The organism is Pseudokineococcus marinus, from assembly GCF_013004605.1.
GTDB lineage: Bacteria > Actinomycetota > Actinomycetes > Actinomycetales > Quadrisphaeraceae > Pseudokineococcus > Pseudokineococcus marinus.
Window position 1 is genome coordinate 1 of the sequence record NZ_JABEMA010000019.1, and the last position, 23,121, is coordinate 23,121.

Genomic DNA, 23,121 nt, shown 5'->3' on the forward strand with positions numbered 1-23,121 from the left:
CGGGCGCGCGTCCTCGCGGCCGCCGCCCGCCAGCTGGCCGGGCCCGGGGGCTCGGGCGGCCTCGCGATGAACGCCCTGGCCCGGGAGGCCGGTGTCGGCGTCGGCACGGTCTACCGCCACTTCCCCACCCAGCAGGTGCTCCTCGAGGCGCTCGGCGTCGACGCCCTCGAGGAGCTCGTCGCGGCGGTCGACCGGGCGACCGGGGACGAGCGCCCGGGCGGGAGCCTGGCCGACCTGCTGCGGCGGGCCCTGCGCGCGCAGCTCACCGACCCGGCGCTCGCCGCCGTCCTCGCCGAGCCCGCCGCGACGTGCTCGGACACCGCGGCGCTCCTCGACCGGCTCCGCGCCGGCCTCGACGCGGTGCTCGAGCGCGACCGCGCCGCCGGGCTGGTCCGCGAGGACGTCGACGCCGACGACGTGCGACGCCTGCTCTGCGGCCTCGCCCGGGCGGTGGGCGCCGGACCGGGACGTGCGTCGCCGTCCGCGCGCTACGTCGACGTCGTGCTCCAGGGGCTGCGGCCACCCGCCCGGTGAGCCCCGCCCCTCCCCGCACGGTGGTGAGCACCGCCTCACCGCGTCGTCAGCGGCTCCGTCCACAGCCCCCGCCGCGGGCACCCGCTCGGCCCGTCGGTGCGGCGTGCCAGCATCCGCGGGTGAGCAGCGGCGCGCCGGGCCTCTTCGGGCAGGGGTCCCTCGAGCTGGACCTCGAGGGCCAGCTCGAGCTGAGCCTCGCGGAGGAGCCGTCGGCGGCGTCGAGCGCCGACCAGGCGCGGCAGTCGGTGGACGACCTGGTCCGCGGCGCCCAGCGGTACCGGACGGCGTCCCAGTACGCCGACCTCCTGCGCGCCGTCGGCTCCTCCCGCCACCTGTCGCCCCTCAACGCCGTGCTCGTCGACGTCCAGCGGCCGGGCGCGACGCACGTGCTGACCGCCGCGCGCTGGCGCGAGCGGCACCGGCGGGTCGTGCGCGCCGACGCCCAGCCCCTCGTCGTCCTCGCCCCGCGCGGGCCGGTGACGTTCGTGTTCGACGTCACGGGCACGGAGCCGCTCGAGGGGGCGCCCCCGCTCCCCCTCGAGGTCACCGACCCCGGGGCCGCCGTGGCCGCTACCGGCGAGCCCGCCCTCACCGCACGGCTCGACCGCCTCGTCGACAACCTCGTCGGCCTGGGCGTGGGCGTGCGCACCGGGCGCCTCGGCTCCCAGCAGGCCGGCTCGGTGCGCGCCGTCACCGGCGGCCGTCCCCTGCGCCGCGAGCGCGTCGCCCGCGGTGGGCGCCAGCAGACCGTCGTCGAGCGGGTGCCGCTGCGCTACGAGGTCGTCCTCGCCGACGGGCTCGAGCCGCGCCGGCGCCTCGTCGCCCTCCTCCACGCCGCCGCGCACGTGCTGTGCGGCCACCTCGGCACGCCGGACCCGCTGTGGTGGCCCGACCGCAGCGGCGTCGAGCACGACGTCGAGGAGTGGGAGGCCGAGTCGGTCGCCCACCTCGTGGCGCGCCGCGCCGACTCCTCCGTCGAGCTGCCCCCCTCCGTGCAGCAGCACCTCGAGGCCGGTCTCCAGCCGCCGCTCTTCAGCCTCGAGCGCCTGGCCCGGGCCACCGGGGACCTGGAGGCGTACGGCACCCGGCGCTTCCGGAGCGCCGAGCTGGGCCGCGCCCGCCCGACGACGTGAGCCTGCGCCCGCGGCGGGCGCGCGAGCCTCCCGGGCGACCAGCCACGCCTCGGCGCTACCCTTCCGCCCACATCGGTGCGCTCACCCCCATCGGGGGAGGTCCCGCGCACATCGGTCGTCCGTCGACGAAGACTGGAGCGCCGTGAACTCCCTCGTGCTCGCCGTGATCGGCATCGCCATGGTCCTGACGGGGTACGCCCTGTACTCCAAGCACCTCGCCACGCGCGTCTACAAGCTCAGCCCCACCGCGCCGACGCCCGCCCACGAGATGGCCGACGGCGTCGACTACGTGCCGACGAACAAGTACGTGCTGTGGGGGCACCACTTCACCTCGGTGGCCGGGGCGGCGCCCATCGTCGGGCCCGCCATCGCCGTCATCTGGGGCTGGCTGCCGGCCTTCCTGTGGGTGACCATCGGCACCGTCTTCTTCGCGGGCATGCACGACCTCGGCGCGCTGTGGGCGTCGGTGCGCAACCGCGGGCAGTCGATCGGCACGCTGTCGGGCCGCTACATCGGCGCCCGCGGCCGCAACCTCTTCCTCGTCGTCGTCTTCCTGCTGCTGCTCATGGTCAACGCGGCCTTCGCCGTCGTCATCTCCGGGCTGCTCGTGAGCACCCCGACGTCGGTCATCCCCGTGTGGGGCGCCATCGTCGTCGCGCTCCTCGTGGGCCAGGCCATCTACCGCGGCAGGCTCAACCTGCCGGCCGTCTCGGTCATCGGCGTCCTGGCGCTCTACGGGCTCATCCTCGTCGGCGACCGCGTGCCCGTCGTCCTGCCCGACAGCGTCCTCGGCCTGTCCCCCGCGGCCTTCTGGGTCCTCGTGCTCTTCCTCTACGCCGGCGTCGCGTCGCTGCTGCCGGTGTGGATGCTGCTGCAGCCGCGTGACTACATCAACGGGCTCCAGCTCTTCATCGGTCTGGGCATCCTCTACGCCGCCGTCGCGATCGCCTCGCCGAGCATCGTCGCGCCGGCCGTCAACACCGCCGTGCCGGAGGGCACGCCGAGCATCGTGCCGCTACTGTTCGTCACCATCGCGTGCGGCGCGATCTCCGGCTTCCACGGCATGGTCTCGTCGGGCACGAGCTCCAAGCAGCTCGACCGGGAGACCGACGCCCGCTTCGTCGGCTACTTCGGGGCCGTCGGCGAGGGGATGCTGGCTCTCGGCGCGATCATCGCCGCCACCGCCGGCTACCGGACCCTCGCCGACTGGGAGGCCGTCTACTCCGCCTTCGGCCAGGGCGGCGTCGCAGCCTTCGTCGAGGGCGGGAGCACCATCGTCAACACGGGCCTCGGCATCCCGCCGTCGCTGTCGGCGACCATCCTCGCCACGATGGCCGTGCTCTTCGCCGCGACGACGATGGACACGGGCGTCCGCCTGCAGCGCTTCGTCGTCCAGGAGGTCGCCGACCTCGTCGGCCGGCGCGTCGGCAAGGGCGTGGCGACCCTCGTCGTCCTCGTCGTCGGCATGGGCCTGGCCTTCGGCGCCGGGGCCGACGGCTCGGGCGGCATGCTCATCTGGCCTCTGTTCGGGACGACGAACCAGCTCCTGGCCGGGCTGACCCTCTCGATCGTCGCGGTGATCCTCATGCGCAAGCGGCGGCCGGTGCTGCCCGTGCTCGTGCCGCTGGTCTTCGTGCTCGTCATGTCGGTCTTCGCAGCGGTCGTCCAGGTGGGGACCTTCTACTCCACCGGCAACTGGCTGCTTCTCGGCCTCGACCTCGTCATCATCGTGGCCGCGCTGTGGGTCGTCGTCGAGGCCGGCGTCGCGATGTCGCGGGCGCGCACCGGTCCGGTCGAGACCGACGAGGACGACCGCCGCGTCCCGGCGGCCGACACCACCGAGCGGTGACGGTCGGGCGCGCACCGGGCCGGCTGCGCGCGGTGGCGGCCGGGCTGCGGGAGTTCTACGTGGCGCCGTACCGCCGCACCTTCGCGCGGGCGCGGCGCGACGAGGACGACCTCTTCATGGTCGTCGTCCTCGCGGACGCGCTCGGGGTCCCGAACCCCGTGGCCGCCCACACCCTCGAGCTGCTCCCCGCCGTCTACGACCGCTTCCACGACTGGCACCGGCGCATGGGCATGGAGCGCAGCCCGCTGGACTCGATGTCGTGCTGCTGACCGACCTCGCCGCCGACCGGCGGGTGGTGGTCGTCGGCGGCAAGGGCGGGGTCGGCAAGACGACGGTCGCCTCGGCCCTCGCGCTCGCGCAGGCCCGCGCCGGGCGGAGCGTGCTCGTGGTCTCGACCGACCCGGCGCACAACCTCGGCCACCTGTGGCGGCGCCGCGTCGGTGACGGCGTCGTCCGTCTCGCCGACGGGCTCGACGGCCTGGAGGTCGACCCCGCGCGGACGGCGGAGGAGCACCTGCGGGCCGTCGCGCGGACGATGCGCCGGCTCATGCCCGAGCACCTGGCCGGCGAGGTCGACCGGCACCTGGCCCTGGCCCGCGACGCTCCGGGCACGCACGAGGCCGCCGTGCTCGAGCGGCTCGCCGAGGTGGTGGAGGACGCCCCGCACGACCTCGTCGTCCTCGACACCGCGCCGTCGGGGCACACGGCGCGGCTCATGGCGCTGCCGGAGACGATGTCCGCCTGGACCGAGGGGCTGCTGCGCCGCCAGGAGCGCTCGTCGCGCTTCGGCGCGGCGCTGCGGGCGCTCGGGGCGGAGGACGAGGAGGCCGCCGGCGTGCTCGGCGGCGGCCGGCCACGCGACCGCAGGACCGACCGCGACGCCGAGATCCGCCGCGTGCTGCTGCGCCGGCGCGCCCGCTTCACCCACCTGCGGGACCTGCTCACCGACGAGGAGCGCACGGTCTTCGCCGTCGTGCTCGCGGCCGAGCGGCTGCCCGTGCTGGAGACGCTCGAGCTGCACGCCCAGCTGGAGCGCACCGGCGTCGCCGTCGGGGCGCTCGTCGTCAACAAGCGCTCGCCTGCCGACGCCGGCGAGCTGCTCGCGCGGCGACGGGCGCAGGAGGAGGGGCACCTGGCGCACCTGCGCGACCGGCTGCCCGGCGTGCCGCTCGTCGAGCTGCCGCTGCTGGCGGAGGAGGTCGTCGGCGAGGACGCGCTGGGCGCCGTCGCGGACCTCCTCACCCGCGCCCCCGCCCGTCCTCCCCGGACGTCGTAGCTCCTCCGCCTCCACGGCCCCCCGAGACGGACTTCGTAGCCTTCTTCCGTCCGGCGAGACCCTGGCTCCGGACTTCGTAGCCTTCTTCCGCCCCGAGAGCTGACCGCCGCCGTCAGCGGCCGCTCAGGGACGGCGCGCCAGGGGAGGCCGCCGGGTGGACCGGCGGGCCCGGTGACGCAGGACGGACATCCACTCGTCGCTCCCTGCGCACCCGCTCGTCACCGCACCTCTCCGACCATCGTCACCATGTGGACATCTCGCCCCCTCGCCGCCCTCTCCGGCGTCCTCGCCCTCGCCACCGTCGCGGCGACCGCCCCGGCCGCGTCCGCGGACCCTCGCGACGAGGCGTCGCTCCTGCAGATGAACCTGTGCCTGTCCGGGTACGCCGGGTGCTTCCCCGGCACGGAGCACCCCTCGGTGGTCGACGAGGCGGTCGAGCAGGTGGCCGCCACAGCCCCGGACGCCGTGTCGCTCAACGAGGCGTGCAGCGGCGACGTCGAGCGCATCGGGCGGGACACCGGCTACGAGGTCGCCTTCACGACCGTCGTCTACCGCGGTGGCCCCCTCGAGTGCCGCACTCCCGGTGGCCGCGGCGTCTTCGGCAACGCCGTGCTGACCCGCGAGCCCCAGGTCGACCGCGAGGAGGCCGCCTTCTCCTCCCAGCGCGGGTCCGAGGAGCGGCGCTGGCTGTGCGTGACCACCACGGACGACCTCGTCGCCTGCACGACCCACCTCGCGGTGGCGGGGACTCCGGAGGACCAGGCCAACCAGGACGCCCAGTGCGCCGAGCTCTCGGACGTCATGGCCGCGCAGGGCGTCCGTCGCGCCGTGCTGGTCGCGGGTGACCTCAACCGCCGGACGGACTGCGCTCCGACGGGCGCCTGGTCGCGCAGTGACGCCGCGGCCGAGCAGCTGCCCGGCATCCAGCAGGTGGCCGGCACGCTGTCCTCCCTGGTGCCGACGTCCACGGAGGTCCTGCCGATGACGTACACCGACCACGACGCCCTGCTCGTGACCAGTCGTCGCCGCGGCTGAGCCGCCGGCTCGCCCGGCTCCTGCGGCAGCGCGTCTCCGGTTGACACCTCCCCCGCACCGGACGAGCGTGCGCGCAGGGGACGCCGCTTTCCGGGCAGACCCTCACCAGGGGCCCGGATCGACGGCGACGGGGGTACGACATGTCAGCGACGACCAGCGAGGTCGACCAGCAGGTGCGGCGCCTGGACGCCGAGCAGCTGCCGGCCGGCAAGCACGAGCTGCACGGGCCGGGGCACTTCGCCGGGCTCTACTCCGCCGAGAACATCGCCGGCACGGAGTTCGTCTTCGGGGCGACCTTCGTCATCCTCGGCGCGAGCTTCGTCGACGTCCTCATCGGCCTCGCGGTCGGGAACCTCCTGGCGGTCCTGAGCTTCCGCTTCCTCACCGCACCCATCGCGGTGCAGACGCGGATGAGCGTCTACACCTACCTCAGCCGGGTCGCCGGCGGCGTGACGTCGAAGCTCTTCAACGGCGTCAACGCCGTCATCTTCGCCGTGATCTCGGCGGCCATGATCACGGTGTCGGCCACGGCCTTCGGCGTCGTCCTCGACTTCCCGCCGCAGGACCAGGCGTTCCCGACGAGCGTCGGGTTCATCGTCCTGGCGCTCGTCTTCGGCTCCGTCGCCGTCCTCGTGGCCGCCTTCGGGTTCAACGCCCTCGCCGAGTTCGCCAGCACCTGCGCCCCGTGGCTGATGGTCATGTTCGCCACGGGGGGCATGGCCCTGGTGCCGCTGGTCGCCTCCGAGGTCACCGGCTCGACGGTGCTCAGCAGCTGGGGGCAGTTCATCGAGATCGGCGAGAGCTCGATCTTCACGGGCCAGACGCCCGACGGCGCCGAGGGCATCACCCTGCTCGGGATCATCGGCTACAGCTGGGCGGCGAACAGCTTCGCCCACACCGGCCTCGTCGACATGTCCCTGCTCCGCTACGCCCGGAAGAGCTGGTACGGCTACATGTCGGCGTTCGGCATGTTCCTCGGCCACTACATGGCGTGGATCGCCGCGGGCTTCATGGGCGCGGCCGCGGCCGCGATCGTCGGCACGAGCATCACGGTCATCGACCCGGGCTCGGTGGCGTTCGAGGCCCTCGGGTACGCGGGGCTCGTCGTGGTCGTCGTCGGCGGCTGGACCACCGCCAACGCCAACCTCTACCGCTCCGGGCTGGCGGGCCAGGGCGCCTTCCCCTCGGTCACCCGCCGGCGGATGACCCTCTACATCGGCGTCATCGTGCTCGTCGCGAGCGTCTTCCCCTTCGTCTACCGCGGCTACCTGAGCCTCGTGACCTACGCGGGCATCACCATCGTGCCCGTCGGGGCCGTCATCTTCGCCGAGCACTGGCTGCTGCCGCGCCTCGGCATGACGACGTCGTGGGCCCGCTACAAGGGGGTCACCAACGCCCCCGCGCTGCTCGCCTGGGGCATCACGCTCGCGCTCGCGGCCACGGCGGTCGTCACCGGCCTCATGCCCGAGTACTTCGCCTTCGTGCCGGCGTTCCTGCTCGCGGCGGTCCTCTACGTCGTCCTCGCGGGGCGGATGGGCGCGAAGGAGAGCTACCCGGAGGGCGCGGAGGTCGACCGCGTGTGGCACGAGCGGGTCTCCGCGCTGCACGACGAGCAGGCCGAGGCCGCGCCCACGGACCTCGACACGACCGACCGCCGACCGCTCACCCGGGTGCTGAGGGTGGTGTGGGTCGTCGATCTCGCCGTCATCCTCGCCATGGGGCTCGTCGTCCTCTTCGCGAGCCCCGACCTCGCGACCTACGAGGCGAACCGCTCGGCCTTCTGGTGGGTCTCGGGGGTCGGCACGGTCGTCTACTTCGCGGCGGCCTACTCCGCCCTGCGGCTGCAGAAGGCCCACGCCGCCCGGGTGCTCGCCGAGCACGGCGTCGACGACCCGCAGGGGCGCGCCGCGCAGACGGCCTGAGGCGGCCGCCCGCGCGGTCCACCGGCCTCGAGGCGCCCGGGACCTGGGGCGTCGCACGACGCCGGCCCGGACCCGCCGCAGCAGGTCCGGGCCGGCCCCGCGACGCCGAGGCGGTCGACCTCAGCCGGCGCGGACCTCCAGCGAGGCCAGGGCCGCGCCGTCGGACCCGGCGGACGGGAGGCTCACCGCGACGTAGCGCGCGGACCCGTCGACGGGCACCTCGTTCGTCCTCCCGCCCAGGCCACCGCCGACGAGGCCGGCGGCCACCCGCGTGTAGGTGAGGCCGTCCGTGCTCGTGGACACCTCCACCCCGGCCGGCGCCCGCGAGGCCCACTGGAGGACGAGCTCGTCCAGGCGCTGCACCTCGCCGAGGTCGACGACCATCCGGGACGCCGACGGGCCGGGACGCCAGGTCGTCGCGTCGTCACCGTCGACGGCCAGCCCCGGGTCGCTCATCCCCTCGGGCAGCGGGCTCGTCGGGAACGTCGTCCGACCGAGCGCCAGGTCGTCCAGCGGGTACGCCGCGCCCGACCTCAGGGCCAGCTCCCGCGACCGCCCCGCCGGGACGGTGAGCCGCGCCTCCTCGTCGGTGCCCGCCTGGGTGACGCGCAGCTGCACGGGGCGGCCGCCGGCGGGCGCGGTGACGACCAGGTGCTGGCCGTCGCCGACGGACAGGAGCAGCCCGTCGGGCAGCGCCCCGCCCCGGGCGGCGGCCACGGTGAAGCGCGGTGCGCGGACGGCCGACGTCGCGGCCGGGACGGAGGTCTCGTACGCCGTCCCGCCGTCGCCCGTCGTCTGCACCCCGGCGTAGACGGCGACCGACCCGTCGGCCGCCGCGGGCACCTGGACGACGCCCGCCGCGTCCGCGTCGCTGAGGTTGAAGAGGCTGAGGTAGCCGTCGGCGTCACTGGCGGCGAGGGCCTCGCTCGACGTCGTCACGGCCGGGCGGGCCGCCAGCTCGGCGGTGCGCTCGGCGTCCGCGCCCGCGTACCCCTCGACGACCATGCCGGCGCTGCCGGCCGCGGGACCGTCCGAGAGCACCACCTGGTCGGCGCGGACGGTGATGGGGTTGTCCGAGCCGCGGACCACGAGGCCCGCCTCGTCGTCGACGGCGAGCCAGCCGCCGTCGCTGTCGACCTGGTCGAGGCCGTAGGTGGCGACGTCGGTCCACGTCCGCCCGTCCGACGACGTCTGGACGCGGTAGGCGCGACCGGCCGCCGACTCCCAGTAGAGGGTCACGTGGTCGAGGGCGGTCGGCTCGCCGAGGTCGGCCGTCACCCACGAGTCGCCGCGGGAGCGCTCGGCCCGGGAGACGGCCCAGCGGGTGCTGTAGTCGCCGTCGGTGACGGTCGACGGAGGCCGCGACCCGTCGGCCGAGGAGGCGGTGACGGGGGCGCCCAGCGCCGCGTTGTCCTCCCCGGCGCCCGCCTCGAGCTCGAAGAGGGAGTACCCGTACGTCGGGTCGCCCGTCACCCCCTGCATCCGCACGTACCGGGCCGTCGTCGGCGCCAGGTCGAAGCGGTCGACGCGGGCGACGCCGCTCGGCGGGACGACGGAGGAGACGTCGGTCGCCTCGAGCGTCGTCTCGCCCTCCGCGGTCGTGTAGGTCCGGTCGCCGTCGAGGCCGGGCATGCCCGGCATGGTGAGGTTGTGGACGCGCAGGCGTCCCTCGTCCTCGCCCGTGCCCGAGGTGGCGTACACGACCGTGCCGGTGGGCAGGGTGGTCATGCCCGCCCGGCCGCCGTCGGTCGTGAGGAGGCTCGCCGTCCCGTCGAAGCCGTCCCGCAGCGCGGAGTACGCGACGGCGTGCCGCTCCTCCACCGCCTGGCCGGTGCTCGGGAGGAGGGAGGGCGTCTTCCCGCCGACGTCGAAGAGCCAGTCGTCGTGGCCGGGCTGCCAGGCGAACTTCGCGTACCCGGGCTTGCTCACCGAGCCGGCCCACGCCGCCGGCGACTGCTGCGCGAGGAGGCCGACGTCGTCGCCGTGGTCGGTGGTGCCGGCCGCGGCGGCGAAGAGCTCGTCCATGGACGCGGGCTCCCCCTGGTCACCGGCGGACGCCCGCCACTCGTGCAGGAGGTAGCTGATGGCGACCTCCGCGCGGGCCTCGGGCTCGTACTTCGGCTCGCCGGAGAACTTCGTCAGACGGTCGGCCGGCGCGTAGGCCTGGTAGGCCTCGAGCCGCTCGGCGAGCGCCCGCTCGGCCGCGGCGGCGTAGCGGTCGCCCTGGACCTGGGCGAGGAAGGCGAGCGGGATGACGTCGCGGCCGTACAGGTGCTCGCGGTCGTCGACCATCGGCATGAGCGGCTCGCCGGCGTCGCTCATGACGCCGAGGATGGTGCGCCACAGCTCCTCGCCGTTCGGCTGCGACGTCAGCACCTCCGGCAGCGGCGCCCCCGCGAGCAGGAGGTGGACGGCGTTGCGCCCCGACGTCCGCCAGAGCTCCTCCTGGTAGTGCGGCCCGAAGGAGCCGTGGTTCTCCACGGCGAAGGTGTCGTGGATGTTGTGCGCCGTGTTCTCGCTGACGGGCACGCCGTCGACGAGCGCCGGGTCGGCCCGGTCGGCGGCCGGCAGGCCGGACTCGTTGCGGCTCCACGTCCCGAAGGCCGCGCGCCAGTCCGCGGCGCCCGCCTCGTCCTGGCCCCAGGCGATGCCGGGCGCCAGCGACTGGGCGTAGACGCCCATCTCCTCGAGCTTCGTGTCGCCCCGGAAGCCGCCGGTGAGCCCGTTCGGCGTCCACGAGCCCGACCTCGGGTCGTCGGCCGTCCCCAGCGCGGTGGTGCGCTCGGCCTGGCCGCTCGTGATGGCGTCGACGTGGTCGCGCGTCTCCTGGTCGAGCTCGGGCCACATCAGGTGCGCGGCCAGCGTGAAGTAGGACTGGAAGGTGCTGTCCCAGAACAGCCGGTCGCCCCACTGGGCGCCGCCCGCCAGCCGGTTCGAGGCGGCGTAGTGGCGGATGGTCGCGAGCGTCCGCTCCCGGAGCACGTCCTCCTCCACGCCCGCCACCTCGGCGTCGTACTCGCCGCGGGTGAGCAGGACGGCGTTGCCGAGCACGACGGCGAAGCTGAAGTCGGCGGAGCGGTAGACGCCCGCCGCCTCGTCCCACTGCGTCTCCGACCACCGGGTGTGGCGCAGGAGCGCCGCGTAGTAGGCCTGCGCCGCCGGGTCCTCGGCCACGGCGCGGGCGGTGGCCGGCGAGGGCGGCGCCACGGCGCCGGGGAGGGTCGTGGTGCCGGCCCCCGGGCCCGGCACCTGAGCCCCCGACGCCTGAGCCCCCGACGCCTGGACCTCCGGCGTGGCCCGGGGCTGGGCGCCGGCGACCGGCGCGAGCGGGCTCACGCACACCGCCGAGGTCACGCCGAGGACGAGCAGAGGTCGCAGGGCCGTGGTGAAGGACCGTCGTCGCGCTGACATCGTTGTCATGCAGCGACGGTAGAAGGCTCCGGGGAGCGGGTCAAGAGGCCGTCCTCCTCGCGAGGAGGGGCGAGGACGCCCCGGGAGCCGCCGCTGGGGAGGCCGGTGGGTCGAGCGGACGCCCGGCGCTCAGGAGGCCGCGGCCACCGCGGGCGCCCAGGCGCCCGACCCGCCGCCGTGCAGGTCCACGGCGCGCAGCGCGGCGCCGACCAGGCCGGCCCGGCCGCCGAGCGGGGAGATGACGACCGGCGGAGGGGGTCGCCAGGCGAGCCCCTCGGCGAGGGCGGCCTCGACGGGGCGCGAGAGCCGCTCCCCCGCGCCGCTGAGACCGCCCGCGAGGACGACGAGCGAGGGGTCCAGCAGGAGGGTGCTCGTGACGAGCGCCGTCGCGAGCGCTCGCGCTCCCTCGCCCCAGAGCCGGGCCGCGAGCGCGTCGCCGGGCAGGCGCGCCGCGAGCTCGGCGGCGGTCGTCACGTCGGCGTCCCCTCCCGCGGCGCGGTAGCGGCGCACCAGGCCCCCGGCGGAGGAGTAGACCTCGAGGCAGCCGCGCTGGCCGCAGGTGCACGGCTCGCCGCCCGGCACCACCGGGAGGTGCCCGAGCTCGCCGGCGGCGCCGGTCGCCCCGACGACCGGGACGCCGCCGACGACGAGGCCGGCCGCGATGCCCGTGCCGAGCACGACGAGCAGCAGGTCACGGGCGCCGGGAGCAGCTCCCAGCCGCCCCTCCGCCAGGCAGGCCGCCCGGACGTCGTGCTCGAGGACGACCGGCAGCTCGGTCCGCCGCCGCACGGCCTCGACGAGGGGCGCGTCCCGCAGGCCGAGGTTGGGCGCGTAGCGGACGACGCCCGCGCCGGTGTCGAGCAGTCCCGGGCAGCCGATGCCGACGGCGCAGGTGGTCGGGGCGGTGAGCCCGGCGGCGAGCGCGGCGACGGCGTCCAGCACCGCCCCCGGACCCTGCGCGACGGGCGTGGGCAGGGTGCGGCGCTCGAGGACGGCCCCGTCGAGCGAGAAGCGCGCCCCCTTGAGGCCCGTGCCCCCGACGTCCACGGCGACGACGGAGTCGGGCTCGGCCCTCGACCGGCCCCGTCCGCGGACGGCCCCGAGGCCGGCGACCTGTCCCGCACCCGTCGGACGGGGAGCGGCGTGCGCCACGCAGCACCTCCCGTCGCCGCGGGACGCCGGACGCGGCCCGTCGGGCGCGAGCATCGCAGACGACCCGCCGATAAGGCGAGACCCCGTCCGATACCTCCTCGCGCGACGTCACACTGTGGCTCGCGGCCGCCGAATAAGCACGTACTCCGGAGTAATGACATTGTCACGTGAGACGGCGGACCACTTCGGCGAAAGGTATTGACGGAACTCACCGGCGCCCCCAGGGTTCCGGCATGTCCACCGCCACGACCGCCCGGGGCCTCGGCGCCCTGCGCCTGGCGAACCGCGAGCGCCTGCTCGCCGCCCTGCGCGAGCACGGCGACGTGAGCCGGGCCGAGCTGGCCCGCCTCACGGCGCTCTCGGGCACCACGGTGTCGAGCCTCGTCACCGAGCTGGCGGACGCCGGGCTCGTCGTCGAGGGCGGTGACGACCGCACCAGCGGCCGACGGGGGCGCCCGGGGCGCCTCGTGCGGGCCGTCCGCGACCGCCGGCTCGTCGTCGCGATGGACCTCAGCCTCGACGTCGTCCGCGCGGCGGTCTGCGACGCGGACGGGGCCGTCCTCGCCGAGGTCGGCGAGGCGCCGGCGCTGGCCGGGCCGGACGACGACGGCAGCGCGGCCCTCGCGCACGCCGCCGGCCTCGTCGAGCGCCTGCTCGCCGCGGACGGGGTGGACCGCCGGCGCGTGGAGCAGCTCGTCGCCGCCGTCCCCGGCGTCGTCGACCCGACGAACGGCGCGGTCGTCTCCGACCGCCGACCCCGGTGGCGCGAGCTCGACCTGGGGCAGGAGCTCGAGCGCGCGACGGGCCTGCCGACGCGCCTGGAGAACGACGCCGACCTGTGCGCCCTCGGCGAGCGGGCCTTCGGCGCCGCGCGCGGCCTCGACGACGTCGTGCTCGTCAAGGCGTCCACGGGCATCGGCGTCGGGCTCGTCCTCGCCGGTCGGCTCTACCGCGGGGCCCACGGCGGCGTCGGCGAGCTCGGCCACGTGCAGGTCAGCGAGCCCGGCGACCTGTGCGTCTGCGGCAACCGCGGCTGCCTCGAGACGGTCGCGGCCTCCGGGCCCGTCATCGCGGCGCTGCAGGTCGTGCACCCCCACGTGCGCACGCACGAGGACGTGGCGGCGCTCGTGGCCGCCGGCGACCGCGGGGCCGTGCGCGCCGTCACCGACGCCGGCACTGCCATCGGCAAGACCGTCGCCGACCTCTGCAACGTCCTCGCCCCCCAGGCGGTCGTCGTCGGCGGCGACCTCGCGGCGGGCGGGGACCACCTCACCCGGGCCGTGCGCGACGCCGTCGAGCGCAGCACCAAGCCCCGCACCGCCGGACGGCTGGCCCTGCTCACCGGCGAGCTCGGCCACCGCGCCGCGCTGCTCGGGGCCGTCGTCGCCGCGGACGCGGCGCACGCCCCCTCCTGACCGTTCCGCCCGCACCGCACCCGCACCCGCACCCGCACCCGCACCCGCACCCGCACCCGACGAGCACCGCAGACGAAGGAGTCCCCATGCGACACGCGCGCACCACCACCGCCGGTGCCCTCGGCATCACGGCCCTGCTGGCGCTGAGCGCCTGCGGCAGCTCCGGGTCGTCGGGCGCCTCGGGGGCCCCGGCGAGCATCGGCGGCGCCGACGGCGAGGGCGAGACCCTCACCGTCTGGGTCATGGACGGCGACTACACCGAGCCGACCCTCGACGCGATCAACGAGCGGTTCACCGAGGAGACGGGCGCCGAGGTCGACGTCCAGGTCCAGCAGTGGGACGGCATCACGACGAAGGTCAGCACCGCGCTGTCGACGTCGACGCCGCCCGACGTCCTCGACCTCGGCAACACGCAGGTCCCCGGCTACGCCGCCAACGGCGCGCTGCTCGACCTGTCGTCCTACGCCGACGACCTCCGCGCGGGCCGCACCTGGCTCGCGGGCCTGGAGGACCCGGCCACGATCGACGGCACGCTGTACGCCGTCCCGGGCTTCGCGGGCACCCGCACCGTCATCTACAACACGACGATGTGGGCCGACGCCGGCGTCACGGAGCCGCCCACGACGTACGAGGAGCTGACGAGCGCGCTCGACGCCGTCGCCGCGGCGAACGGCGGCACCACGGGCTTCGCGCCCTTCTACTACCCGGCCGGCCAGTGGTACGCGGGCCTGCAGTGGGTGTGGGACGCGGGCGGCGAGATGGCCACCGACGAGGACGGCACGTGGACCGGGCAGATGAGCAGCCCGGAGAGCCAGCAGGGCCTGCAGCAGTTCAAGGACTTCCAGAACACCTACTCCACCGGCGCCTCGCAGACCCTCGACGTGCTCTCGCCGGACCAGACGCAGATCTTCGCCGACGGCCAGACCTCGGCGATCATCGCGACGAGCAGCTCGATCGACATGATCACCTCGGCGAACCCCGACATCACCGAGGACGACCTCGGCACCTTCCCCTTCCCGGGCACCTCCGGGGAGGCGCAGCCGGTCTTCCTCGGCGGCTCCGTCTGGGGCGTCGCCGCCCGCACCGACCAGCCCGACCTGGCGCTGGAGTGGGTGAGCATCGCCGCGAGCCCGGAGATCCAGGACGAGTACGTCTTCGGCGAGCAGGGCTGGATCCCCAACAGCACCGAGGCCGTCGAGGCGGCCCAGGCGACCGGCCTGAGCCCGGTCGACGAGGGCTACTTCGCCGCCTCCCTCCGCTCGCGCGCCACGCCGGCCGCGGCGAGCTGGCCGACCCTCGAGGGCGACCAGAGCGTCAACGAGCTCTTCACCTCCGTCGCCAGCGGCTCGAAGACGCCGGAGCAGGCCGCTGCCGACTTCGACGACCACCTCGAGTCCGTGCTGAACGAGGGGCAGTGACACGTGCGAGCGGCTCCTCGGACCCCCGACGACCGCGCGACCGCGCCCGAGAGCGACGGGTCCGCGCTCGCTGAGACGGACGCCGGCCGCGTCCCGGTCCCCCCGCCCGCCGCCGGGCGGGGGGACCGGGCCCCCGGCCCGGCGCGGCGGCGCCGTCGCGACCTGGCGCCGCTGTGGCTCATGGCGCCCGCCGGCGTCGTGCTCGTCGCCATCACCCTGGCGCCGATCGTCTTCCTCGTCTTCACCTCGTTCACCGACTACGACCAGCGGACCCTCTTCACGGGCGCCTACGAGGGCGTGGGCCTCGCCCAGTACGCCGCGCTGCTGCAGGACGGCGACTTCTGGGCGTCCCTCGTGCGCACGGTCCTCTTCACGGCGGCGATGGTCGCCGGCAGCGTCGTCATCGGGATGGCGGTCTCGCACCTGCTCACCCGGCTCGACCGGGGGGTGCGCTTCCTCGTCACCGTGGTGCTCATCCTCGCGTGGGCGATGCCGAACGTCGCGTCCTCGCTCGTGTGGAACTGGCTCTTCCAGCCGGGGTACGGGGTCGTCAACTGGCTGCTCACGCAGCTGAGGGTCTTCGGCGACATGACGCAGACGGACTGGACGCAGAGCCCGGCGCTCGCCTACACGGTGATCTGGCTGCTCATCGTCTGGCAGGCGGTGCCCTTCATCGCGCTCACGCTCAACGCCGCCGAGACGCAGGTGCCGGGCGAGCACCAGGAGGCCGCGCGCCTCGACGGCGCGGGCGAGCTGCGCGTCTACCGCGAGGTCACGCTGACCTTCCTCAAGCCGACGCTCCTGCTCGTGACGATCCTGTCGATCATCTGGGACTACAACGTCTTCAACCAGATCTGGCTCGTCTCGCGCGGTGGCCCCGACGGCGCGACGTCGACCCTCGGCGTCTTCACCTACCAGACCGCCTTCGTGGGCTTCGAGGTCGGCCAGGGCGCCGCCATCTCCGTGGTGACGACGCTGCTCCTGCTGGGCCTCACGGCGGTCTACATCCGCAACCTGCTGCGCTCGGGAGAAGACCTGTGACGACGCCCTCGACCGCCGCGCCCCCCGCCGCGCCGACGGGCACCCTGCCCGTGCGGGCGCCGGCGTCCCGCAGCAGGCGCCGCCGCCGCGGCCGCGCCGTCGCCAACTCCCTGGCGCTGGTCTTCTGCGTCGTCTGGCTCTTCCCCGTCTACTGGATGGTCAACACGGCGTTCAAGCCGCGCTCGGAGGTCCTCAGCGCCACCCCGCGCTTCTGGCCCTCGGAGCCGACGGTGAGCAACTTCACCACCGCGGTGACGCAGTCGGGCTTCCTGCAGAACCTGCTCAACAGCGTCGTCGTGGTCGGGGCGACGCTCGTCGTCGCCGTCGTGCTCGGCATCTTCGCCGCGGCGGCCGTCTCGCGGTTCCGCTTCCGCGGCCGCCGCGCGATCATGGTCGTCATCCTGGCGGTGCAGATGCTGCCCGCGACGGCGCTGCTCATCCCGATGTTCGTGGTCTTCAACACGACGGGCCTGCTCGGCAGCTACGTCGCCCTCGTCCTGGCCTACGTCGCCACGGTGCTGCCCTTCTCGATCTGGGTCATGCGCGGCTTCTTCGTCGCCATCCCCGTCGAGGTGGAGGAGGCCGCCCGGATCGACGGCGCCAGCACCTGGCAGGTGCTCGTGCGGATCCTCTTCCCGCTCGTGGCGCCCGGCGTCATCGCCACGAGCATCTTCGCCTTCATCGCGGCGTGGAACGACTACCTCTTCGCCTACACGTTCATGCAGGACCAGAGCCGCTACACGCTGCCCGTCTGGCTCGCGTCCTTCTCGAACCCCAACACGGGCACCGACTTCGGCGGGCAGATGGCCGCGTCGCTGCTCTTCTCGCTGCCCGTCGTCATCTTCTTCCTCATCATCCAGCGCAACCTCGTCTCCGGCATGTCCGCCGGGGCCGTGAAGGGCTAGGCCGTCCCCGTGCAGACCACCCCGCAGTCCCCCGCCCTCCTCCCCCGCCCGCAGCACCTCACGACCGGGGACGGCGAGCTCGTGCTCGACGCCGGCACCCGCGTCGCCGCGCCGGACGAGCTCTCCGACGTCCTCGCCCTGCTGCAGGCGGCCCTGCGCCCCGCGACGGGCCTGCCGCTGCGGGAGGGCGGAGACGACGCCGCCATCCGCCTCGCGCTCGACGCCGACCTCGGCCCGGAGGCCTACACGCTGAGCACGGGCCCGGACGGCGCCGTCGTGCGCGGCGGGGACCGCGCCGGCGTCTTCTACGGCTGCCAGGCGCTGCTCCAGCTGCTGCCGCCGACCGTCCACCGGCGCGCGGCCGTCACCGGCGAGCGCTGGGCCCTGCCCGCCGTCGAGGTGCGCGACGCCCCCCGCTTCGGCTGGCGCGGGGTGATGCTCGACGTGGCCCGGCACTTCATGCCCAAGCACGACGTGCTGCGCTTCATCGACCTCATGGCGATGCACCGCCTCAACACGCTGCACTGGCACCTCACCGAGGACCAGGGCTGGCGCATCGAGATCCGCAAGTACCCGCGGCTCACCGAGGTCGGCGCCTGGCGCCGCGAGACCCAGGTCGGCGCGTCGGAGGAGTCCCCGTCCGACGGGCGACCCCACGGCGGCTACTACACGCAGGACGACGTCCGCGAGGTCGTCGCCTACGCGGCGGCACGGGGCATCACCGTCGTCCCCGAGATCGAGACGCCGGGCCACGTCCAGGCCGCGCTGGCCGCCTACCCCGAGCTCGGCGTCACGGGCGAGCAGCTCGACGTGTTCACCCGCTGGGGCATCGACCCCAACGTCCTCAACATGGAGGAGTCGACCGTCGACTTCTTCACCGACGTCCTCGACGAGGTGATGGAGCTCTTCCCCTCGACCTTCATCGGCATCGGCGGTGACGAGTGCCCGCGCGACCAGTGGCGCACCGACCCGCGCACCCAGGAGCGCATGCGCGAGCTGGGCGTGGAGCGCGAGGCCGACCTGCAGACGTGGTTCATGCGCCGCCTCGACGACCACCTCACCGCGCGCGGGCGCCGGTCCTTCGGGTGGGACGAGATCCTCGAGGGCGAGCTGGCGCCGACGGCGACCGTCGCCTCGTGGCGCGGCATGGCCGGCGCCGTGACGGCGGCGCGCCGCGGGCACGACGTCGTCGCGTGCCCCGACGACCTCGTCTACCTCGACTACCGGCAGTCCGAGATGCCGAACGAGCCGATCCCCGTGGCGACGCCGCTGACGGTCGAGGACGTCTACACCTCCTTCGAGCCGGTGCCGCCGCAGCTGTCGCCCGAGGAGGCGCGCCACGTCCTCGGCGGCCAGGCGAACATCTGGACCGAGCACGCCGACTCCCCGCGCACCGTCGACTACCTCGTGTTCCCGCGCCTGTGCGCCGTCGCCGAGGTGCTGTGGGCGGACGGCGAGCGCGACCTCGACGACTTCCAGCGGCGCCTGGACGCGCACCTGGAGCGGCTCGACGCCGTCGGCGTCGAGTACCGCCGCGACTCGGGCCCGCTGCCCTGGCAGGAGCGCCCCGGCGTCGTCGGCCGCCCCATGAGCCACGAGGAGCGCGCGGCGCACATCGCCGAGCTCGTGGAGAGCATCTCGACCCCCTGAGAGACGCCGCACCTCCCGCCGCACCCCGTGGTCGAGGGTGCGGCGGGCGATCCCGCACGCCCTCGGCCGCTCGCGCACGTCTGCACCACCTCACCCCGACCCGCCCGGGCACCGCTGCCCGGGCTTCCCCGGAAGGACCAGACATGCCCGTCTCCCCCCGCCCCTCGTCCCGCCGCACCACCGGTTCCGGCGCCCCCCTCAGCCGACGCGGCGTCCTCCTCGGCGCTCTCGGCGGGGCCGGCGCCGCCGCTGCCCTGGCCGGCGCCGCTCCCGCCACCGCAGCACCCGCGCGCTCCTACGCGGGGGCGACGACGTCCTCGGTCGCCGGGGCCTTCGCCTTCCTCGCCGAGAAGCTCGACCAGTACGGGTCCGGCGACGAGCTGCGGGTGCCACGCAGCTACACGGGCGGCTTCTTCCAGACCCCGACCTTCGACTTCGTCTCGTCCTTCGCCTACGACGACGCCCTGATGATCATGGCGTGGCTCGCCAGCGGCTCGGCCGACCACCGCGGGCGCGCCGTCCTCCTCGGCGACGCCCTGCTCTACGCGCAGGCCAACGACCCGATCGGCGACGGCCGCACCCGCGCCTCGTACCAGCCGAACCCCTTCATCACGGGCGACGGGACGCCGTACATCGGCTCCCCCGCCGCCTACAGCGGCAACCAGGCCTGGGTCGGCATGGCGATGTGCCACCTCCACGCCGCCACGGGCGAGCAGCGCTTCCTCGACGGCGCGCTGCGCCTCGCGACGTGGCTGCAGGAGAACACCGAGGACCTCGCGCGGGCGCCGTACGGCTACACGGGCGGCCGCAGCGCCGACGACGTCCCCTTCACCTTCAAGGCGACCGAGCACAACATCGACATCAGCGCCTTCTTCACCATGCTGGCGACGCTCACCGGCGACGCCGTCTGGACCGCGCGGGCCGACGTCGCCCGCTCGTTCCTCGTGGCCATGCAGGCCGAGGACGGCCACCTGTGGACCGGCACGAACCCCGACGGGACGACGACGAACTACTACCCCATCCCGGCCGACGGCCAGACGTGGGCTTACCTCGCGACGCTCGACGACCGCTACGGCCCGGCGGTCCAGTGGGTGCTCGACAACCTCATGGCGACGGACGGCCGGTACGAGGGGTCGAGCTTCAGCAACGCCGACGTCACCAAGGTCTGGTTCGAGGGGACAGCGCAGCTCGCGCTCGCCCTGCAGGAGCGCGGAGCCGCCCGCGACGACGTCCGCCAGCGCCGGCTGCTCGCCGAGATCGTCGAGGCGCAGGCGAGCATCCCCACCGGCGACGGGCGGGGCGTCGTCTCGGCGTCGAGCGACGGGCTCGACTCGGGCTTCGGCGACCTCTACTACGCGAGCCTGCACACCGGGGCGACGGCCTGGTACCTGCTGGCCGCGCAGCGGGCCAACCCGTTCCAGCTGGGCTTCTGAGGCGGCCGCCGCGTCAGACGGGCTCGGCGCCCCCGTGCCCGTGCCCGTGCTCCGCGCGGTACCGCAGGGGGCTGCAGCCGTGGACGGCGCGGAACTGGCGGGAGAAGTAGAAGGGGTCCTCGTAGCCGACGGCGCTCGCCACCTCGGCGACCGTGCGGGTCGAGGTGATGAGCAGCTCGCAGGCGCGCGCCATGCGCAGCCGCTTGGCGTACTCGAGCACGCCGCCGCCGGTGGCGGCGCGGAAGAGCGCCGAGAAGTGCGACGTCGACAGGCCGGCCGCCCTCGCCAGCTCGGGCACGCGCACGGGCTGCTCGAGGTGGCGCCGCAGGTGCTCCTGCGCCTGCCGCACCGGCTCCACGGGGGCGCGCCCGCCGGCGACGGCGTCGGCCGCCAGCTGGGTCAGCAGCGCCCACCCGACGCCGGAGGCCGCGAGGAGGCTCGCGCGCGTCTCGTCGCGCTCGAGGAGCGTGATGGCCTCGTCGACCAGGGACTGCGTGCGCAGGGGCTCGTGGAGGTCGACGACCCGGGGGGCGCCGTCCGGGCAGACGAGCGCCACGGGCGCGCCCGCCCGGGCGCCGGTGACGTGCGCCCACCAGATCGTCCAGGGGTCGGCCGGGCTGGCGCGGTAGGCGTGGCGGGCGCGCGGCGGGATGACGAGCGCCTGGCCCGCGCGGACGGCCAGCTCGCCGGACGCGGTGGCGCAGGAGCCCCGGCCGCTGGTGCAGACGATGACGACGGCTTCATCCGCGCCCGAGGCGCGTGAGCGGCCATGCTGCGCCGCCCGGGGGAAGTAGCCGGCGTCGGTGACGACGACGTCCGCCGTGACCGGCTGCCGCAGGGCGGCCGCCACGACGGGCCGGGGAAGGACGCGCAGCCGCTGGCCGGGGAAGCCGTCGCGGAGCAGCACGGCGCCAGCGTGGCGGCAGGTCGTCGTTTCGTCCAGCCCCTGTCGCGGGATGCTGCATGGTGGCGGCGCCGCGAGCGCGCCTAGCGTCCGCGCCATGCTCGATGACGAGTCGCCGCGCCCCCCGTCGCAGCTGTCGCTGCCCGCTCGGCCCGAGCACCTCGCGAGCGCCCGCGTCGCCGCCTGGCGCGCACCCCTCGTCCTCCCGACGTACCACCCGGCGGCGCCCGACGTCCTGCCGGCCTACCTCGACCGGCGCGTCTACCAGGGCTCCTCGGGGCGCGTGTACCCGCTGCCCTTCCACGACCGCGTCGCCGCCGAGCCGGTGCCGCACGCGTGGGACGCCGTGCACCTGGAGAACGACTGGCTGCGCGTCGTCCTCCTGCCCGAGCTGGGCGGGCGCGTCCACGTGGCCCGCGACCTCACCCGCCGCGGCGAGGGGTCGGACGGCTACGACTTCTTCTACGCCAACCCGGTGGTCAAGCCGGCCCTCGTCGGGCTGGCCGGCCCCTGGGTCGCCGGCGGGGTCGAGTTCAACTGGCCCCAGCACCACCGGCCCGCCACCTACCTGCCCACCGACTGCGAGCTCGAGCACCACGACGACGGCTCGGTGACGGCCTGGTGCTCCGACCACGACCCCTTCGCGCGCATGAAGGGCATACACGGCGTCCGCCTGCTCCCGGACGCCGCGGTGCTCGAGGTCCACGCCCGCCTGCACAACCGCAGCGAGCTGCCGCAGACCTTCCTGTGGTGGGCCAACGTCGCGGCGCGGGTCCACGACGACTACCAGTCGTTCTTCCCCCGCGACGTCGAGGCCGTGGCCGACCACGCCGAGCGCGCCGTCACCGCCTTCCCCGCCGCGGACAGCCGCTACTACGGCGTCGACTACCCGGCCCGCCACGACGACGTCGCCGTGGCGGCCGACGGCACCGAGGTCCGCGGTGACCGGCTCGACTGGTACCGCAACATCCCCGTGCCGACGTCGTACATGGCCGTCGGCAGCCGCGAGGGCTTCTTCGGCGGCTACGACCACGCGGCGCGCGCGGGCTTCGTGCACGTGGCCGACCCGGCCGTCGCCGTCGGCAAGAAGCAGTGGACGTGGGGCGACGCGCCCTTCGGGCACGCGTGGGACGCCAACCTCTCCGACGACGGCGCCCACTACGTCGAGCTCATGGCCGGGGTCTTCACCACCAACCAGCCCGACTTCTCCCACCTCGCGCCGGGCGAGACGAAGGTCTTCTCCCAGACGTGGGCGCCGGTGCAGGACATCGGCCCGGCGCACGCCGCCACCACGGCGGCGGCCCTGCGCGTGGACGTCCTCGACGGCGCGCTGCGGGTCGGCCTGGCCGCCTTCGCGCCCGGCGACGAGCCGTGCGTCATCACGGTCCTCGGTGACGACGGCGCCGAGCTGGCCTCCGCCCACCAGCACGCCGGCCCCGGCTCACCGGCCCTCCTCGACCTCGCCCTGCCCGACGGCGCCGCCGCCGCGGTCGTCGAGGTGCGCCGGGCCAGGGAGGTCCTCGTGCGCTGGGAGGCGCAGGTGGCGCGGCCCGCCGAGCCGCTCGTGGCCGCCACCGAGCCTCCGGTGCCCGCCGACCTCGCCACGGCCGAGGAGCTGTGGCTCGTCGGCGCCCACCTCGAGCAGTACCGCCACGCGACGCGAGACCCGGAGCCCTACTGGCGCCGGGCCCTCGAGGTCGACCCCCGCCACGTCCCGAGCCTCGTGTCGCTGGGCCGCACCGCTCTGTCCCGCGGGCTGCTGGCGCGGGCCGAGGAGCTGCTCCGCGCGGCCCTGGCCCGCCAGACCCGCTGGAACGCCCACCCGGCCGACACGAGCGCCGCCTACCTGCTGGGCGTGGTGCTCGAGGCCCGCGGGACCGCGCCGGAGGCCTACGACGCCTTCGCCGCGGCGTCGTGGGCGCGCCCGTGGCGGGCGGCCGCGGGCTACCGCATGGCCCGCCTCGACGCCGCCGCGGGGCGGCACGCGCAGGCGCTGCACCGGCTGGACGACGTCGCGCGCAGCGAGCCCGAGCACCTGCAGAG

General features: G+C 75.2%; 17 protein-coding genes. 14 read left to right on the forward strand and 3 right to left on the reverse strand.

The features are described from left to right. From HLB09_RS02950 to HLB09_RS02980, 7 genes are all read left to right on the forward strand, one after another. Positions 1 to 534 (forward strand): TetR/AcrR family transcriptional regulator (locus HLB09_RS02950; RefSeq protein ID WP_171201921.1); only part of this gene is annotated, 534 nt, incomplete at its 5' end. A 119-nt stretch (positions 535 to 653) separates the two neighbouring features. After that, positions 654 to 1,667 (forward strand): serine/threonine-protein kinase, encoded by a 1,014-nt coding sequence (locus HLB09_RS02955; RefSeq protein WP_171201922.1) that lies wholly within the window; start codon positions 654 to 656, stop codon positions 1,665 to 1,667. Positions 1,668 to 1,809: 142 nt separating this feature from the next. Then, positions 1,810 to 3,516, forward strand: coding sequence for a carbon starvation CstA family protein (locus HLB09_RS19710; RefSeq protein WP_171201923.1), 1,707 nt, complete (start codon positions 1,810 to 1,812; stop codon positions 3,514 to 3,516). Then, complete coding sequence (locus tag HLB09_RS02965) at positions 3,513 to 3,785, forward strand: cory-CC-star protein (protein WP_171201924.1); 273 nt, start codon at positions 3,513 to 3,515, stop codon at positions 3,783 to 3,785. Before HLB09_RS19710 ends, HLB09_RS02965 begins: the two co-directional genes overlap by 4 nt. After that, on the forward strand, positions 3,779 to 4,792 hold the full coding sequence (locus HLB09_RS02970; protein WP_171201933.1) for an ArsA family ATPase: 1,014 nt from the start codon (positions 3,779 to 3,781) through the stop codon (positions 4,790 to 4,792). The genes HLB09_RS02965 and HLB09_RS02970 overlap by 7 nt, the downstream gene beginning before the upstream one ends. 246 nt (positions 4,793 to 5,038) lie before the next feature. Further along, positions 5,039 to 5,827, forward strand: coding sequence for an endonuclease/exonuclease/phosphatase family protein (locus HLB09_RS02975; RefSeq protein WP_171201925.1), 789 nt, complete (start codon positions 5,039 to 5,041; stop codon positions 5,825 to 5,827). Positions 5,828 to 5,967: 140 nt separating this feature from the next. Next, on the forward strand, positions 5,968 to 7,749 hold the full coding sequence (locus HLB09_RS02980; protein ID WP_212770469.1) for a hypothetical protein: 1,782 nt from the start codon (positions 5,968 to 5,970) through the stop codon (positions 7,747 to 7,749). Between the two features lie 120 nt (positions 7,750 to 7,869). On the opposite strand, the gene HLB09_RS02985 is transcribed toward HLB09_RS02980, so the two are convergent. Continuing rightward, positions 7,870 to 11,169 carry a discoidin domain-containing protein gene (locus tag HLB09_RS02985; RefSeq protein ID WP_212770470.1) on the reverse strand — a complete coding sequence of 1,100 codons (3,300 nt, stop codon included), beginning with the start codon at positions 11,167 to 11,169 and terminating at the stop codon, positions 7,870 to 7,872. A gap of 120 nt (positions 11,170 to 11,289) precedes the next feature. Continuing rightward, positions 11,290 to 12,207 carry an ROK family protein gene (locus tag HLB09_RS02990; protein WP_322790002.1) on the reverse strand — a complete coding sequence of 306 codons (918 nt, stop codon included), beginning with the start codon at positions 12,205 to 12,207 and terminating at the stop codon, positions 11,290 to 11,292. A 338-nt stretch (positions 12,208 to 12,545) separates the two neighbouring features. Between HLB09_RS02990 and HLB09_RS02995 the strand changes: the two genes are divergently transcribed. From HLB09_RS02995 to HLB09_RS03020, 6 genes are all read left to right on the forward strand, one after another. Further along, a complete protein-coding gene (locus HLB09_RS02995) occupies positions 12,546 to 13,727 on the forward strand; it encodes an ROK family transcriptional regulator (protein WP_171201927.1) in 1,182 nt (393 codons plus the stop codon). A gap of 86 nt (positions 13,728 to 13,813) precedes the next feature. Then, the gene (locus tag HLB09_RS03000) at positions 13,814 to 15,145 is read left to right on the forward strand and encodes an extracellular solute-binding protein (RefSeq protein ID WP_171201928.1); all 1,332 of its coding nucleotides are present in this window, start codon (positions 13,814 to 13,816) and stop codon (positions 15,143 to 15,145) included. 180 nt (positions 15,146 to 15,325) lie between these two features. Continuing rightward, positions 15,326 to 16,186: a carbohydrate ABC transporter permease gene (locus tag HLB09_RS03005; protein WP_171201929.1), complete on the forward strand. Its 861-nt coding sequence runs from the start codon at positions 15,326 to 15,328 to the stop codon at positions 16,184 to 16,186. A 44-nt stretch (positions 16,187 to 16,230) separates the two neighbouring features. After that, a complete protein-coding gene (locus tag HLB09_RS03010; RefSeq protein WP_409372974.1) occupies positions 16,231 to 17,091 on the forward strand; it encodes a carbohydrate ABC transporter permease in 861 nt (286 codons plus the stop codon). Positions 17,092 to 17,100: 9 nt separating this feature from the next. Further along, on the forward strand, positions 17,101 to 18,741 hold the full coding sequence (locus HLB09_RS03015; protein ID WP_171201930.1) for a beta-N-acetylhexosaminidase: 1,641 nt from the start codon (positions 17,101 to 17,103) through the stop codon (positions 18,739 to 18,741). A 143-nt stretch (positions 18,742 to 18,884) separates the two neighbouring features. Continuing rightward, on the forward strand, positions 18,885 to 20,174 hold the full coding sequence (locus HLB09_RS03020; protein ID WP_171201931.1) for a YyaL domain-containing protein: 1,290 nt from the start codon (positions 18,885 to 18,887) through the stop codon (positions 20,172 to 20,174). Positions 20,175 to 20,187: 13 nt separating this feature from the next. On the opposite strand, the gene HLB09_RS03025 is transcribed toward HLB09_RS03020, so the two are convergent. Then, on the reverse strand, positions 20,188 to 21,081 hold the full coding sequence (locus HLB09_RS03025) for an AraC family transcriptional regulator (protein WP_212770472.1): 894 nt from the start codon (positions 21,079 to 21,081) through the stop codon (positions 20,188 to 20,190). Between the two features lie 94 nt (positions 21,082 to 21,175). Here HLB09_RS03025 and HLB09_RS03030 point away from each other — a divergent pair. Continuing rightward, a partial coding sequence (locus tag HLB09_RS03030; protein ID WP_171201932.1) for a DUF5107 domain-containing protein occupies positions 21,176 to 23,121 on the forward strand: 1,946 nt, incomplete at its 3' end.